Here is a 14,955-nt window from a genome sequence, read left to right on the forward strand (position 1 = left end):
CTATCTTCCGATTATGGAAACGCTATGCACGATCCCCTGCTCTGGGACGACGCCCGCGTCTTCCTGGCCATCACCCGCAGCGGCACCCTGAGCGGTGCCGCCCACGCCCTGCGCATGGGGGTGGCCACCGTCTCCCGGCGCCTGGACAGGCTGGAGGCGGCCCTCGGCCTGCCCCTGTTCAGCCGCCACCAGCAGGGCTATCGCCTGACCGACGACGGGGAGGCCCTGCTTGAGCGAGCCGAAGCGCTGGAACATGCGGGGCTGGCCTTTGGCGAGGCGGGGCAGTTGCAGGGACAGGTGGCCGGCACCGTGCGCCTCGCCACCGCCGAGAACCTGGCCAATCCCCTCATCATCCCCTCCCTGCCGACGCTCTTTGCCCAGCACCCCGAGCTGAGGGTGGAGCTGGTCACCGGGGTGCAGACGGTGAACCTGCACCGGCGCGATGCCGATCTCGCGGTGCGCATGGTCAAGCCCGATGCCGGCCACCTCACCCTGCGGCGCCTGGGCACCCTGGGCTTTGGCCTCTACGGGACCGGCGCCTACCTGGATGCCCGCAGCCCCGGGGTGGATGCCGCCAGCTTCGATCAGGATGACTTCATCGGCTGGAACGAAACCCAGAGCCACCTGCCCGCCGCCAGATGGATGACCCGCATGCTGCGCGGCCGCCCCTGTCGGGTGGAGACCGGCACCCTGGCGGCCCAGCTCGCCGCCGCCCAGGCCGGTCTGGGGCTCGCGGTGCTGCCCCACTACCTGGCCCGCCAGACGGATCTGGTCTGCCTGCTGCCGGAGCTCGGGGTGGATCAGCCCATCTGGCTGGTGCTCCACAGCGATCTCGCCCACTCCCGGCGGGTGCGGGCCGTGGCGGATCACCTCATCGCCCTGTTCGAGCGCGCCCGCACCGCCCTGCACCCCTTCTCGGGCGACCCCAGATAGAGGGGCCGGGTCGCATCGGGGCGAAACAAAAGGGAGCTCAAAGGCTCCCTTTTATCTGCGCGGCCTGCGCAGCATGGTGTGCGCGGCCTCTTCGGCGTTGTGCCTGCGGCGGGGTCACGACTCCCGGCGCCAGTGGTAGCGCCGCTCCGGGCGGCCACGCTGGCCGTAGTTGAGCTCCACGTCCAGCCGATCTTCTGACTCCAGAAACTCCAGGTAACGGCGGGCCGTAGTGCGACTCAGGGAGAGGCGCAGGGCCACGGTGTCGGTGGAGAAGGTGTTGTCCGGCTCCCCCGCCAGCAGATCCAGCACCTGGCGCAGGGTGATGGCGTCGATCCCCTTGGGGGTTTCCCGCGCCTCCCGCCCCTGGTTGCGCGCCTTGCCCATCAGGCGGTCCAGATCGCTCTGGGCCAACTCCCCCGGCTCGCACAGGCGGCGATGGAGGACCAGGATCTCCTCCAGGCTCTGCTGGATGCGAAACAGCCGCAGCGGCTTGATGACGTAGTCCTGCACGCCCAGGTTGAGGGCCTGCTGTATGGTCTCCACGTCGCAGGAGGCGGTCACCATCATCACCATCACCTCCCGGTTGTGGCTGCGCAGCTGGCTCACCCACTCCAGGCCCGAACCATCGGGCAGGGAGATGTCGACCATCAGCAAGCGGGGCTCGCTCCCCGCCATCAGGCGATCCGCCTCGGCCAGGGTGCCGGCCCGCCCCATCAGGGAGAACCCGGCCGTGGAGGAGACCAGCTCCCCCAACATGGCGCCTATCCGCTCGTCATCCTCGATAATCAGCGTGAAGATTGGCTTCATGACTTACACCAATTGGTTTTTATTCAAATAGATACCGAACAGGGTCGTCTGCTCGGCGGTGCGGCGCCATTCTATCACGCCCCCCCGCCTGGCCACCGTCTTCTTGACCAGGAAGAGGCCGACCCCGTGATCCCCGGTCTGGCGGCTGACACCGTAGTCGAACAGGTGATCCGCCAGCGCCTCGTCCACCCCCTCGCCACTGTCCTCCACCTCGATCACCAGCCGCCGCCCCAGATCATCGAGGGAGAGCAGCACCCTGGGCGCGGCGTGCTCGCGGTTCCCCCAGGCGGCGCGAATGCCGTTGTCCAGCAGGTTGCCGATGCAGGTGATGAGATCCGCCGACACCTCGGCCGGATACTCCCCGAGGGCCGACCCCGCATCCAGCACCAGCTCCACCCCCAGCTCCCGCGCCCGGCTGAACTTGCCGAGGATGAGCCCGGCCACCGGCTTGTTCTCGATGACCCGCAGCAGATCCTGCAACAGGTTCTGGCAGGCTTCGTTCTCCTGCTGGATGAGGTCTACCGCCTGATCCACGTGGCCGAGCTGGAGCAGGCCGGAGAGGCTGCTGAGCTTGTTGGCGAATTCATGGGTCTGGATGCGCAGCATCTCGCCGTACTGGCGCAGGTGGGTCACCTGCATGCCCAGGCTGCCGGTGCCGTCTGGCCGGCTGAAGATAAGCATGCGCCCCGGCTCGCGACCGCTGAGCTCCTGCCAGTGGCCGACGAAGTCATCCCCCTGCACGGTGAACCTGACCGCCCCCCCTTGCTGCAACGTGGGCACGAGGCCGGGGGCCAGCTCCGCCAGGGAGCGGCCCAGCAGGGCGTGGCGCCCGGTGCCGGGCAGTCGCAACTGATAGAAGGCGGCGCTGTTGAGCATGGTGATCCTGTGCTGGTTGTCCAGGGCCACTATCCCCTCCGAGATCCCCTCCAGCACCAGATCCTGCTGGGCGAAGCGATTGGCGATGGTCTCCGGCTCCAGATCCAGCAGGGTGCGGCGCAGCAGGTGCTGCACCCAGAGCGCCAGCAGCAGGCCGCACCCCAGCACCGCTGCGATGGCGCCGACCAGCAGGGCGATCCGCTCCTGATAGGTGCCCTCCACGGTGCGCATCAGATAACCCACCGCCACCGCGCCGATGGCCTGGCCATCGGGCCCCACTACGGGAGCGAAGCAGCGGATGGCGGGGCCCAGGGTGCCCACGTCCCGGGAGCAGTAGCTCTCGCGCGACTGGAGTGCAGGCCAGATGTCCTCCCCCCGGAAGGTCTGGCCCACCAGCTCGGGGGAAGGGTGGCTCAGGCGCCTGGCATGTTCGTCGGTCACCACCATGTAGGCGGCGTCGGTGCGGCTGCAGATCCCCTGCACATAATCCCGCAGCCCGGGATCGCTCCCCTTCTCCAGGGCCTGGACCACCCGGCTGTCCGCCGCCAGCACCCGGGCCAGATCGCTCCCCTTCTCCTTCAGGTTGTTCTCCAGCAGGTGGCGCATGAAGAGGGCGAGCAGACAGCCCAGGATCAGGATCAGCAGCAGTGACAAGCCAAGCGAGAGGGTGACTAGCTGGTGGCGCAGTTTCATCGTTCAACCTTGCAGCGGACGGGAAAGCCCAGGGTGAGGGTGTCCCCCGGCCGGGTCAATGGCCAGCCTGGCGCACCTCAAAGGTGGCCACTCTAGCGCCTCCCCCGGCCGTTGTCGGTTAGCTGGCCCGCAAAGCCATATAAAAACTTAAACACCACGGCCCGGGCAAAAAACCTGAACGTGAGCTGTATCACACTATTTACTTAGCCTGCGAAATAAATATAATGCTTCGCAAGCTAAGTAATTGAGGTGCCCGTCATGAAAAAGGATCTGGAGATGTTGCGAGAACTCTCCCTCGCCGAGCAGCTGGGGCGACTGCACCGGCTCTGGCGCACCGTGGCCGATCTCGAGCTGGCACCTCTGGGGCTCACCCATCCCCGCTGGACCGCCCTGTGGAAACTCAGCCGCCTCGGCGGCCACCTCAGCCAGAAGACCCTGGCCGAGGCCCTGGAGATAGAGCTCCCCTCCCTGATGCGGACCCTGGGTCAGCTCGAGGAGCAGGGGCTGATCGAGCGCCATTGTTGCAGCCAGGACAAGCGGGCCCGCATCGTCACCCTGACCCCGGCGGGCAAGGCGCTGCTCGATCAGATCGAGGGCCGCATCATCGCCGTGCGCCGGGAGCTGCTCACCGGCATCAGCCAGCAGGAGCTGGCCCAGTTTGAAGACATTGTGCACCGCATCTCCGCCAACGCCCTCGGCAAGATAGCCGCACAGCATGAAGAGAGAGAATAAGATGACACCGGATCAACAATTCAAGCGCTGGATAAAGTGGGCCATCGCCTGCTTCGTCCTGGTGTTTGGCTACTTTCTGCTGGCCGACATCAAGATGCCCCTGACCCCCCAGGCCATGGCCACCCGGGTCGTCACCCGGATGGCCCCCCAGGTCAGCGGCAAGGTGGTCGAAGTCGCCGTCGCCAACAACCAGCACGTCAAGCAGGGGGATCTGCTGTTCGCCCTCGACCCGGAACCCTTCCAGCTCGCCGTGGATCAGGCCAGGCTCGCCCTGGATCAGGCCAGGCAGCAGAACCGCCAGCTGGACGCGACCCTGACCGCCTATGAGGCGGAGTACAGCTCGCTGCGCACCCAGGCCGACCAGAAACAGCGGGAAGCGGCGCGCATCGACGCCCTCTACCGCCGTCACATGGTCTCTGAACAGCAGAAAGATGACGCCGACAGCGCCGCCCGCACCGCCCGTGCCAACCTGCTCGGCAGCCAGGCCCGGGTAGAGCAGGCACGCGTCAACCGCGGCTTGCCAGGGGAAGACAACCTGCTGCTGCGCCAGGCCCGCAACCGCCTCGCCCAGGCCGAGCTCAACCTCGCCTACAGCCGGGTTCATGCGAGCCAGGACGGCATCATCACCAACCTGCAGCTCAAGCCTGGCAGCGTGGCCAATGCGGGCTCCCCCCTGCTGGCCCTGGTCTCCGAGCAGGTGGACGTGATCGCCGATTTTCGCGAGAAGAGCCTGCGCCACGTCAGCGCCGGCAGTCAGGCCCTCGTCGCCTTCGACGGCGAGCCCGGTCGCCTCTATCCGGCCCGCGTCGCCAGCCTGGATGCCGGGGTCAGCGCCGGCCAGTTTGACGCCAACGGCCAGCTTGCGAACCCCGTCGAGTCCGATCGCTGGGTGCGCGATGCCCAGCGCCTGCGCCTGCACCTGACCCTGGAGCAACTGCCCGCCCACCTGCCGGCCGGGGCCCGCGCCACGGTGCAGTTGCTGCCGGACAACACCCTGACCGGGCTGCTGGCCCGCGGCCAGATCCGTCTGCTCAGCCTGCTGCACTACATCTATTGAGATGACGACCATGAACCTGTGGCACAGACCCCTCACCCCCAACGAACTGCGCCAGTGTCTGCGCATCGCCTTTGGCTGTACCCTGGGGTTTGTGCTGTGCAAGATCTTCGGCTGGAGCAACGGGGTCTTCTTCACCGTCACCCCGGTGCTGCTGCTCGGCCTGGTGCCGGTGATGAACGGTCACGCCGCCCGCCAGCTCATCGCCTCCGCCGCCATGTGCGGTCTGGAAGTGGGGCTGCTCGGCGGCCTGTTTGGCGGCCACCCGGGGCTCATGACTCCCCTGGTCTTTTTGCTCTTCCTCTACCGTTTCGCCGCCATGTCCCGGGGCAGCCTGTTCCTGTTCGGTGCCAACGGGGTGCTCAGCCTCAGCATCATGCTGCACTTTGCCAGCTACCCCGGGATTGATCTGAACGACCTCATCTTCAGCAACCTCTGGGCCAGCGTCCTGTCGGTGCTCATCGCCTATCTGATGACGGCCCTCATTCCGGACGTGGAGGAGCGCCCCAGGCCGGCCCCCTCCCCCAAGGCGCCGCACCGGATGCGCCACGAAGCCCTGCTGGGGGCGTCCATCGCAACCCTCTCGTTCCTGGTGTTCCAGATCTTCGATCTGCGCGACTCCATGTCCGCCCAGGCCACCACCCTGCTGCTGCTCTTCCCCATGCACTGGAACGGCGCCCTGGACTATGCCCGCAAGCGGGCCATGGGCACCCTGCTGGGGGTGAGTTTCGGCATCCTGGGGCAGCTGGTGCTCTATGACTGGTCCGGCTTGCTGCTGCTGGTGACCCCGGTGCTCTGGCTCGGCGCCATGCTGTTCAGCTATGCCCATGTGAAGGAGGCGAGCGGCTCCGGAGTCGGCTTCGGTGCCCTCACCACCCTCGGCATCCTGTTCGGCCAGTACCTGACCCCGGGCAACGACCTGGTGTTCAGCGCCCTCTATCGGGTGAGCAGCATCCTCTTTGCCATCGTGGTCACCCTGCTCGCCTGCTACCTCATCCACCGGCTGCTCAATCGCTTCGAGGCGACACGGTTCGGCCACTGACCCTTTTCTGCAGCCATTGGACGGCTCCCTTTCGCCCCGCTTGCCTGCCGGGGCGTTTTTTTGCCTGCCCCACGGACCAGAGGGAGACGGACGCATCCCGACGCAGGGCTCCCGCCACGAGGTTGCAGTTGTGCCTCATCCTGTTAGGCTCAAGGCCATATGACACCGTTGTGAGGATCAAACATGAAACACGCCAAGCTCTTTCTACTGGGGGCGGGCGCCATCACCCTGCTCGGCGGCTGCGATCTGGGCAGCGGCAAGCTGGGAGTGACCGGCGGCGATCCCGTCACCTATCTGTGTGAACAGAACCAGAAAGTGCAGGTTCGCTACTTCTCCCTCTCGGACGAGAGCCTGAACTTCGTCAAGCTCTCCCTCCCCGATGGCAAGGATTACACCCTGCCCCAGGCGGTTTCCGCCTCCGGTGCACGCTATACCGACGATCACGAGGTGGTCTGGTGGAACAAGGGCAAGGAGGGGTTCGTCGAGATGCGTGATGACGCCGGGGAGTGGCAGAGCCGCTACAACGACTGCAAGGAGCAGTGATCCGCGCCGTCATGGCACACCGCCCACACGAAACACCCCGGCCTGGCCGGGGTGTTTGTCATTTCACTTCCACTTCGAATCGGGCCACAACCCGAGCCGGAATGGCTTGCTGATTCTGCTCCGATGGCCGGTAGCGCAGCTGCGCCAGCCCGGAGATGGCGATGAGATCCAGCACGCCGGGGGGCTGGGACTCCAGTACCTCTGGGCTGAACAACGTGCCATTGGAATCGATGAGGTAGCGAAGGGTCACATACCCCTTGACCGGCCTCTTCGCCGGCAGCCCCCCGACCGGGTTAAAACTGATGGCATCCCCCACCAGCACCCAGTATTCGGGCAGCGTTTCCCAGGTGACATCCACCGGAGGCTGATTCAGCTTGGCGGTGGGGCTGGCACAGCCCCCGAGCAGGGCCAGGGCGGCCCACAGCAACAACCCTTTCACTCGCACTCGACATTCCCTCTTCGTTGTATCGCTCGACTCCATGAGCGACGCGCCAGTGTCAGGCAAAGGGGCTCATCCGGGAAGCCCCCATCTGGCAGGCAAAAAAAAAGCCAACCCCGGAGGGCTGGCCTTGTGATCTCTCACGGCTCAGGCGCGCTTGTCGCTTACCACCAGCCAGAGGGCATGAACCATGCCGGGCAGACCGCCCAGCAGGGTCAGCACTATGTTGATGAGGAAATGGAGGCTGAAGCCTACTTGGATAAAGGCGCAGACCGGGGGGAGAAAGATGGCCAGCAGGATCTTGAGCAGATTGTTCATCTCATGGTTCCTCATGAAAGATGTCTCGTGATTCGGATGGGCTAACCATAAACATCCCTGGCCTCAACTGCAAACCAGACAGGGGATCCGCTCCCCTCCTTCCCGCCAGGCGTTGAGGTCGTGAACCATCTGATTGCTGCTGCCGCGCCAGAGCAGACCGGGATCCGCCAGCTCTTTTTCAAACTTGCCGTCCACCAGCACGTCCAGCAAGGCCACCAGCTCGCGCTGGGCCGGGCTGAGATTTGCCAGCAGATAGCCGGTCCAGCACCAGATGTCCTTGCCGGGGCACTCGGTTCGCACCCGCTTCACCAGCGCCAGCACATGCGGCACGTTGGCGGGGTGGAGCGGATCGCCACCGGAGAGCGACAGTCCGCGCCGCTTGATGCGGCTGTCGTTGAGATCGTGAATGATGCGATCGCTCATCGCCTCATCGAACGGCTTGCCCCCATCGAGCCGCCAGGTGCTCTGGTTGTAGCAGCCGGGACATTGGTGCTCGCAACCCGACACGAACAAGGTGGCGCGGGTGCCTGGGCCGTTGATCACATCGACCGGGTAGTACTGGTGGTAGTGCATTCGAGTTCTCTGGGTTAACGGCCAAACCCCTCCCAACCTCCCCCTTCGAAAGGGGGAGGAGCTTCTTTGCCCCCTCCCCTGCCAAGGGGAGGGCTGGGGTGGGGTCTGCTCGCTTACATATGCTTGACCCGGCGTTTGACCTCTTCCTGCTTGCCCGCGTTGAAGGGGCGCGCATCCGGGCTGCCGAGATAGCCGCACACCCGGCGGGTCACCGACACCTTGGCCGGGTCGTGGTTGCCGCAGCGCGGGCAGGTGAAGCCCTTGGAGGTGCACTCGAACTCGCCGGTGAAGCCGCAGTCGTAGCACTCGTCGATGGGGGTGTTGGTGCCGTAGTAGGGCACCTTGTCATAGCTGTAGTCCCAGACATTCTCCAGCGCCTCCAGGTTGTGCTGGATGTTGGGGTACTCGCCGTAACAGATGAAGCCGCCGCTGGCGATGGGCGGATAGGGCGCCTCGAAGTCCAGCTTGTCGTAGGGGTTCACCTGCTTCTCCACGTCCAGGTGGAAGCTGTTGGTGTAGTAGCCCTTGTCGGTCACCCCGGCCACCACGCCAAACTCCTTGGCATCGATGCGGCAGAAACGGGTGCAGAGGTTCTCGCTCGGGGTGGAGTAGAGGCTGAAGCCGTAGCCGGTCTCCTCCTTCCACTCGTCGGTGGCCGCCTTGAGCCGCGCGATGATGGCGATGGCCTTCTGGCGCAGGGTCTCGCTGTCGAACAGGTGGACGTCGGTGCCATAGAGGGCGTTGATGGTCTCGTGTACCCCGATGTAACCCAGCGAAATGGAGGCGCGGCCATGTTTGAAGATCTCGCTGATGTTGTCGTCCGCCTTGAGGCGCACCCCGCAGGCCCCCTCCATGTAGAGGATGGGCGCGACCCGGGCCTTGACCCCGTCCAGGCGCTTGATGCGGTACATGAGCGCTGTCTTGGCCACCCGCAGGGCGGCATCCAGCTTGTCCCAGAAGTCCGCTTCATCGCGGGATTTCAGGGCAATGCGCGGCAAGTTGAGGCTCACGACCCCCAAGTTGTTGCGCCCCTCGTGGACCAGCTCGCCATTCTCTTCGTAGGCACCGAGGAAGGAGCGGCACCCCATGGGGGTCTTGAAGGAGCCGGTCACTTTGACCACCTGGTCGTGGTTGAGGATGTCCGGGTACATCCGCTTGGAGGCGCACTCCAGCGCCAGCTGCTTGATGTCGTAGTTGGGATCCCCCTGCTTGTGGTTCAGGCCATCCTTGATGGCGAACACCAGTTTCGGGAAGACGGCGGTCTTCCTGTTCTTGCCAAGGCCGGCGATGCGGTTGCCAAGGATGGCGCGCTGGATGAGGCGCGATTCCCAGCTGTCACCCAGGCCAAAGCCGAAGGTGACGAACGGCGTCTGACCGTTGGCGGTGTGCAGGGTATTGACCTCGTATTCGAGGGACTGGAAGGCGTCGTGGCACTCCTTCTCGGTGCGGGCCATGGCATAGGCATCCACGTCCTGGATCCCCCACTCCTCGGCCACCTCCCGGTGCTTGTGCCAACTGATGGTCACATAGGGTGCCAGCACTTCGTCGATGCGGTTGATGGTGGTGCCGCCATAGATATGGCTCGCCACCTGGGCGATGATCTGGGCGGTCACCGCAGTGGCGGTGCTGATGGATTTGGGAGTGTCTATCTCCGCGTTGCCCATCTTGAAGCCGTGGGTCAGCATCCCCTGCAGATCGATCAGCATGCAGTTGAACATGGGGAAGAAGGGGGAGTAGTCGAGATCGTGGAAGTGCAGGTCGCCGCTCTCGTGGGCCTGCACCACGTCACGGGGCAGCATGTGACTGATGGCGTAATGCTTGGCGACGATGCCCGCCAGCAGGTCACGCTGGGTCGGGATCACCTTGGAGTCCTTGTTGGCGTTCTCGTTGAGCAGGGCCGCGTTGGTCTGCTCCACCAGGCCGCGGATCTCCTGGGCCAGGCGACCCCTGGCCTCGCGGGCCTGATCCCGGTCGTGACGGTATTCGATGTAGGCACGGGCGATGGCCTTGTCGTCGGAGGCCATCAGGTGGTTCTCGACCCGGTTCTGGATCTCGTGGATGTCTACCTCCCCTCGCCCCTCCAGCTCCTGGCTGACAGCGGCGGCAATGCGCTCTGCCAGCGCCGGACTGGCCTGATTGACCGCTGCCGCCGCTCGGCTGACCGCATCGCGGATCAGTTGGCCATTGAATGGTGCACGACATCCATCGCGTTTGATCACTACCGGTTTCATCGATTTTCCCCGTATTGAAAGACCTGGTGGCCACCCTCGGCTCACCCTCGTTGAGTCCCCTTCTCCACGCCCGTCCCCGGCGCAAACAAGGTCAGCCAAGGCTTGAAACACCTGGGCTGACACTGAGAGGGCGACCACTTATGCACAGCTTTATGACACTATATATGGGTGTTTTTTTTATGCTTACCCCTATATGTGGGGTCTATTAGGCACCAAAGCGGTACCCTGTTTCTTGATCCAGAACAGGTTTTGGAAGGAGTGGGGCAGTTCACGACCAGCGCCAAAAGGCGCTCTTTTTGCTCACCCCAGACGGGATGCGGGCTCCCGCCCGGCAAGGGATAAAAAGAGAGGGGCACGCCTTCCGACAACAATTGACCGAGGCGCCAGAGAGCGGGAGAGCACATACTGGGGAACAGTCTCTCCCTTGCGGAAAACACACGTGACCAAGGTCTTGCTCCTGCTCTCCCTCCTCCCCCTCCCGCTGCTGGCCGCCGATATCCTGGTGATCAGCAGCTATCACCAGAGCAACCAGTGGGATCAGAGCTACAGTGCCGGCCTCGAGCAGCACCTCAAGCAGGCGCATCACCTCGGCTATCTCTATCTGGACACCAAGCGCCAGCCCGGCCAGACCCGTGACGAACTGCTCGCCAAGGGAATGGCCGCCTACCGGACGCACCAGCCGGCGCTGGTGATCCTGGGGGATGACAACGCCATCAACGCCCTCGCCCGACCCATCGCCGCCCGGGGAACGCCCGTGGTGTTTCTCGGGATGAACGAGAATCCGCGCCCCAAGGGGCTGGTCGGCCACCCCCTGATCACCGGCGTACTGGAACGCCCCCTGCTCAAGCGCAGCATCAGCGAGATGAGTCAGTTGATGGGAGGACTGGAGCGCGCCCTGGTGCTGTTTGACGAAAGCGAGGTGTCCCGCACCGCCGTCGCCCACGAGTTCAAGGGGCGAGGCGAGCTGACGATCGGCCAGACCCGGGTCAGCAGCCGCCAGTTCACCGACTATGGACACTGGCAGGAGGCAGTGCTCGCCAGTCGGAAAAACGGCTATCAGGCGCTCTTCATCGGCCTCTACCACACTCTCACCGACGCTCAGGGCCAGCATGTAAGCGAGCAACAGGTGCTGGCATGGACCAGCGCCAACAGCCCGGTGCCACTGTTCTGCTTCTGGGCCTTTGCGGTGGGCAGGGGAGCCGCCATCGGCGGTCTGGTGCTCGACGGCCACAGCCAGGGAGAGAGAGCCGCCGAACTGGCCAATGCCATCCTCTCGGGCACGGCGCCCGGCGCCCTCTCCCCCCGCGCCGCATCCCGCGGGGAATATCTGTTCAGCAAGAGCGAACTGGCACGCTGGCACCTGACGGCTCCCGATGCCTGGCAGGACAAGGTGAGCTACGTCGAGTGAGCCCACCAACGACAAACCCGGCCAGTGGGCCGGGTTTGTCTGCTCAAACGTGCATCCTCAGGGCTGAATGGCCGCCTGCAACTCAGCTTCGGTCCAGACGGTGATGCCGAGCTCCTGGGCCTTGGCAAGCTTGGAGCCAGCGGCTTCACCTGCCACCAGCACGTCGGTCTTGGCGGACACCGAGCCCGCCACCTTGGCCCCCAGCGCCTGCAGCGCCGCCTTGGCGTCGTTGCGGGACAAGGCGGTGAGGGTGCCGGTCAGCACGAAGGTCTTGCCGGCAAAGGGCTGATCGCTTATCTCTTTCTTCTCGATGGCCGGCCAGTGGATACCGGCGGCCAGCAGGGCGTCGAGCACCTCGATGTTGTGGGGCTGGCGCAGGAAGTAGTAGACGTGCTTGGCCACTATGTCTCCCACGTCGGCCACTTCCAGCAACTGCTCCACCGAGGCGGCGCGCAGGGCATCCAGGGTGAGGAAGTGGTTGGCGAGGTTCAAGGCGGTCGCCTCTCCTACTTCGCGGATCCCCAAGGCAAACAGGAAGCGGGGCAGGGTGGTGCTGCGGGCGGCATCGATGGCAGCCACCAGGTTGAGGGCCGATTTTTGCCCCATCCGCTCAAGCCCGGCCAGCTGGATGGCGTTGAGGCTGAACAGGTCCGCCGGGGTCTTCACCAGCCCCTTGTCCACCAGTTGCTCCACTATCTTGTCGCCAAGGCCATCCACATCCATGGCGCGACGCGCCGCGAAGTGCTTGATGGCGGCCGCCCGCTGGGCCTCGCAGAAGAGACCGCCGGAACAGCGGGCCACGGCCTCCCCTTCCAGCCGCTCCACCGCCGAGCCGCACACCGGGCACTCGGTCGGGAAGAGGATCGTGCGGGCATCCGCCGGGCGCTGCGCCTCCACCACAGCCACGACCTGGGGGATCACATCCCCGGCACGGCGCACGATCACGGTGTCGCCGATCATCACGCCAAGGCGCGCGATCTCGTCCGCATTGTGCAGGGTAGCGTTGGAAACGGTGACGCCGCCGACAAACACCGGCTTGAGCTTGGCCACCGGGGTCACGGCGCCGGTGCGGCCCACCTGGAACTCGACATTCTCGAGCAGGGTCATCTCCTCTTCTGCCGGGAACTTGTGGGCGGTAGCCCAGCGCGGCGCGCGGGAAACGAAACCGAGCTCCCCTTGCAGGGCGATGTCATCCACCTTGTAGACCACGCCGTCGATCTCGTAGGGGAGATCCCCGCGACGCGCCAGAATGTCGTCGTGAAACGCCTGACAGCCGGCGGCACCCTCTTTCAGCTTCACCTCGGGGCTGAGCGGCAGACCCCAGGCCTTGAGCTGATTGAGGCGAGCGAAGTGGGAATCCCCCAGCTCGTCGCCACCGACTCCCACGCCGTAGGCATAGAAGCTGAGGGGGCGGCTGGCGGTGATGCGTGAATCGAGCTGGCGCAGGCTGCCGGCAGCGGCGTTGCGCGGGTTGACGAACACCTTCTCCCCCGCCGCCAGCGCATCGCGGTTCATCGCCTCGAACCCCGCCTTGGGCATGAAGACCTCCCCACGCACCTCCAGCCGCGCAGGCCACCCCTGGCCGCGCAGGGTCAGGGGAATGGCCTTGATGGTGCGCACGTTCTCGGTGATCTCCTCCCCTGTGGTGCCGTCCCCGCGAGTGGCGGCCTGCACCAGCTGGCCATCCACGTAGAGCAGGCTCACCGCCAGACCGTCGAGCTTGGGTTCGCAACAGAAGGTGAAAGTCACCTCCCGCTTGAGGCGATCACCCATGCGTTGCTCGAACGCCTGCAACTCCTCGCTGCTGAAGACGTTGTCCAGACTCAGCATGGGGATCTCGTGGCGTACCTGCTTGAAGGCGGTCAGCGGCTGGCCTCCCACCCGCACGCTCGGCGAGGCCGGGGTTTTCAGCTCGGGATGCTCGGCCTCCAGCGCAATCAGCTCGCGCATCAGGCGATCGTATTCGGCGTCCGGCACCGTGGGGTTGTCCAGCACATAGTACTGATGGCCGTACTCGGTCAGCAGCTCACACAGTTGACGGTGGCGGGAGAGGATATCGCTCATGAAAAAGTCTCGAAGTGTGATGGAACATTCAGTCTGGGGCAGAAACAAAAATGCGGCACCGGGGTACCGCACTTTTCATTGTTCAAGCCCCATGGCGCATCAGTCGCGGCTGGCCTCGTAGGCCGCCAGCTCGTGACGGTAGCGGGCGATGTCGTCGTCGCTGAGGGGACTGCGCGAGGCGTCGGTCAGCATGGCATCGAGATCGCTCGCCAGCTGATCCGCGGCCTGCAACATGTGCTCGAAGGCGAAGGCGGCATTGCTGCGAAGGGGCAGTTGCATGAAGAGGGACACACCCGGGGTGCTGAACTGCTCCATGCGATAGGGGTTGAAGGTACCCGGCTTGACCATGTTGATCATGGAGAAGAGCACTTCACCCTTGCCGCCCAGATCTTCGTGACGGTGGAAGATGTCCATCTCGCCAAACTTGAAGCCCAGCGCCAGCAGGGAAGAGAGCAGGGTCGCACCTTGCAGATCGTGGCCGGGACGGGCCATCAGGTTGATGACATAGACATCCTGCCAGATCTTCTCGACCGGGGCCGGGGCGGGTTCTGGCTCGGCTGCGTGAACCGGCTCTTCATAGGCTGGCTCGTCATCGTAAGCGGGCTCTTCATAAGCCGGCTGGGCGTAGCGGGGAGCCTGCTGGGCAACCGGTGCCGGCTCGCGTGCACCGAAGGTCGGCGCCTGGGCATAGGCCGGCTCCACCAGCGGCTCTTCGTCCAGCGGCTGCATCATGGGCTCGCGCTGCGGACGGGAACGGTGTACCGGCGTACGGCGGATCACCTGGGCTGGTTTGCGCACCGGCGCGGCAGGGGCCTCTTCAACAGGGGCGGCAACCGGCTCGTCATAGTCCTCTTCTTCCTCATACACAGGCTGAGGGGGGACAGGGCGAGCGGCAGGCTTGCGCACCACGGGAGGCGGCAGATCGGCGTCGTCATCTTCATCATCGAAGGCGGGAACGGGGGCGACACGGCGGGGTTCGGGCTGACGGGCCTCGTCGCTGCGCAGTTTGGGCTCGGCACGACGGCCACCGCTCACCACACGCACCTGACCGATGCCATCGCTGTCGAAGGCGTCGCTGTCACGCTCACGGGACTTGGACTCCATCCGACCCAGAGGTTTCTCCTTGATCGGTGCCTGACGATTCTTTCTGTTGCTCCACAACCCGTGAATGAGCAATGCCGCGATGGCAATACCGCCCAGGGCAACCAAGATGTAACGCAATTCCTGCATTAGCTGCTTCTC

General features: G+C 64.9%; 14 protein-coding genes. 6 read left to right on the forward strand and 8 right to left on the reverse strand.

Features of this window, described 5'->3' with window-relative positions; genetic code table 11:
• Positions 1-24 precede the first annotated feature (24 nt).
• A complete protein-coding gene (locus ACVDHI_RS02550; protein WP_371174973.1) occupies positions 25-933 on the forward strand; it encodes a LysR family transcriptional regulator in 909 nt (302 codons plus the stop codon).
• Positions 934-1,047: 114 nt separating this feature from the next.
• Here ACVDHI_RS02550 and ACVDHI_RS02555 read toward each other — a convergent pair whose 3' ends face one another.
• Positions 1,048-1,740 carry a response regulator gene (locus ACVDHI_RS02555; RefSeq protein ID WP_447211652.1) on the reverse strand — a complete coding sequence of 231 codons (693 nt, stop codon included), beginning with the start codon at positions 1,738-1,740 and terminating at the stop codon, positions 1,048-1,050.
• 3 nt (positions 1,741-1,743) lie between these two features.
• On the reverse strand, positions 1,744-3,309 hold the full coding sequence (locus ACVDHI_RS02560; protein ID WP_323931566.1) for a sensor histidine kinase: 1,566 nt from the start codon (positions 3,307-3,309) through the stop codon (positions 1,744-1,746).
• Between the two features lie 258 nt (positions 3,310-3,567).
• Here ACVDHI_RS02560 and slyA point away from each other — a divergent pair, with 258 nt between their 5' ends.
• From slyA to ACVDHI_RS02580, 4 genes are all read left to right on the forward strand, one after another.
• Positions 3,568-4,041, forward strand: coding sequence for a transcriptional regulator SlyA (slyA, locus tag ACVDHI_RS02565; protein WP_010673459.1), 474 nt, complete (start codon positions 3,568-3,570; stop codon positions 4,039-4,041).
• A gap of 1 nt (position 4,042) precedes the next feature.
• A complete protein-coding gene (locus ACVDHI_RS02570) occupies positions 4,043-5,098 on the forward strand; it encodes an HlyD family secretion protein (RefSeq protein WP_103260631.1) in 1,056 nt (351 codons plus the stop codon).
• A 10-nt stretch (positions 5,099-5,108) separates the two neighbouring features.
• Positions 5,109-6,137: a DUF2955 domain-containing protein gene (locus ACVDHI_RS02575; protein WP_010673457.1), complete on the forward strand. Its 1,029-nt coding sequence runs from the start codon at positions 5,109-5,111 to the stop codon at positions 6,135-6,137.
• 183 nt (positions 6,138-6,320) lie between these two features.
• Positions 6,321-6,680 carry an MliC family protein gene (locus tag ACVDHI_RS02580; protein ID WP_010673456.1) on the forward strand — a complete coding sequence of 120 codons (360 nt, stop codon included), beginning with the start codon at positions 6,321-6,323 and terminating at the stop codon, positions 6,678-6,680.
• A gap of 58 nt (positions 6,681-6,738) precedes the next feature.
• On the opposite strand, the gene ACVDHI_RS02585 is transcribed toward ACVDHI_RS02580, so the two are convergent.
• The 4 genes from ACVDHI_RS02585 to nrdD form a co-directional block, all read right to left on the reverse strand.
• Complete coding sequence (locus ACVDHI_RS02585) at positions 6,739-7,119, reverse strand: energy transducer TonB (RefSeq protein ID WP_223931061.1); 381 nt, start codon at positions 7,117-7,119, stop codon at positions 6,739-6,741.
• A 147-nt stretch (positions 7,120-7,266) separates the two neighbouring features.
• Positions 7,267-7,437 (reverse strand): YqaE/Pmp3 family membrane protein, encoded by a 171-nt coding sequence (locus tag ACVDHI_RS02590; protein ID WP_010673454.1) that lies wholly within the window; start codon positions 7,435-7,437, stop codon positions 7,267-7,269.
• Positions 7,438-7,500: 63 nt separating this feature from the next.
• Positions 7,501-8,010, reverse strand: coding sequence for an anaerobic ribonucleoside-triphosphate reductase-activating protein (gene nrdG, locus ACVDHI_RS02595; protein WP_266136556.1), 510 nt, complete (start codon positions 8,008-8,010; stop codon positions 7,501-7,503).
• Between the two features lie 113 nt (positions 8,011-8,123).
• A complete protein-coding gene (gene nrdD, locus ACVDHI_RS02600) occupies positions 8,124-10,241 on the reverse strand; it encodes an anaerobic ribonucleoside-triphosphate reductase (RefSeq protein ID WP_041214709.1) in 2,118 nt (705 codons plus the stop codon).
• A gap of 439 nt (positions 10,242-10,680) precedes the next feature.
• Here nrdD and ACVDHI_RS02605 point away from each other — a divergent pair, with 439 nt between their 5' ends.
• On the forward strand, positions 10,681-11,649 hold the full coding sequence (locus tag ACVDHI_RS02605; protein ID WP_447211653.1) for an ABC transporter substrate-binding protein: 969 nt from the start codon (positions 10,681-10,683) through the stop codon (positions 11,647-11,649).
• 57 nt (positions 11,650-11,706) lie between these two features.
• Here the strand turns inward: ACVDHI_RS02605 and ligA are convergent, their stop codons facing one another.
• A complete protein-coding gene (gene ligA / locus ACVDHI_RS02610) occupies positions 11,707-13,713 on the reverse strand; it encodes an NAD-dependent DNA ligase LigA (RefSeq protein WP_447211654.1) in 2,007 nt (668 codons plus the stop codon).
• Positions 13,714-13,812: 99 nt separating this feature from the next.
• Complete coding sequence (zipA, locus tag ACVDHI_RS02615) at positions 13,813-14,943, reverse strand: cell division protein ZipA (protein ID WP_223956407.1); 1,131 nt, start codon at positions 14,941-14,943, stop codon at positions 13,813-13,815.
• Positions 14,944-14,955 lie beyond the last annotated feature (12 nt).

Source organism: Aeromonas sp. 25-248 (assembly GCF_053005425.1).

Coding starts and splice junctions, on each gene's coding strand:
- nrdG (WP_266136556.1), bottom strand. CDS start 8,010: ATGCACTACCACCAGTACTACCCGGTCGATGTGATCAACGGCCCAGGC.
- ACVDHI_RS02590 (WP_010673454.1), bottom strand. CDS start 7,437: ATGAACAATCTGCTCAAGATCCTGCTGGCCATCTTTCTCCCCCCGGTC.
- ACVDHI_RS02570 (WP_103260631.1), top strand. CDS start 4,043: ATGACACCGGATCAACAATTCAAGCGCTGGATAAAGTGGGCCATCGCC.
- ACVDHI_RS02560 (WP_323931566.1), bottom strand. CDS start 3,309: ATGAAACTGCGCCACCAGCTAGTCACCCTCTCGCTTGGCTTGTCACTG.
- nrdD (WP_041214709.1), bottom strand. CDS start 10,241: ATGAAACCGGTAGTGATCAAACGCGATGGATGTCGTGCACCATTCAAT.
- ACVDHI_RS02580 (WP_010673456.1), top strand. CDS start 6,321: ATGAAACACGCCAAGCTCTTTCTACTGGGGGCGGGCGCCATCACCCTG.
- ACVDHI_RS02575 (WP_010673457.1), top strand. CDS start 5,109: ATGAACCTGTGGCACAGACCCCTCACCCCCAACGAACTGCGCCAGTGT.
- ACVDHI_RS02550 (WP_371174973.1), top strand. CDS start 25: ATGCACGATCCCCTGCTCTGGGACGACGCCCGCGTCTTCCTGGCCATC.
- slyA (WP_010673459.1), top strand. CDS start 3,568: ATGAAAAAGGATCTGGAGATGTTGCGAGAACTCTCCCTCGCCGAGCAG.
- ACVDHI_RS02555 (WP_447211652.1), bottom strand. CDS start 1,740: ATGAAGCCAATCTTCACGCTGATTATCGAGGATGACGAGCGGATAGGC.
- zipA (WP_223956407.1), bottom strand. CDS start 14,943: ATGCAGGAATTGCGTTACATCTTGGTTGCCCTGGGCGGTATTGCCATC.
- ligA (WP_447211654.1), bottom strand. CDS start 13,713: ATGAGCGATATCCTCTCCCGCCACCGTCAACTGTGTGAGCTGCTGACC.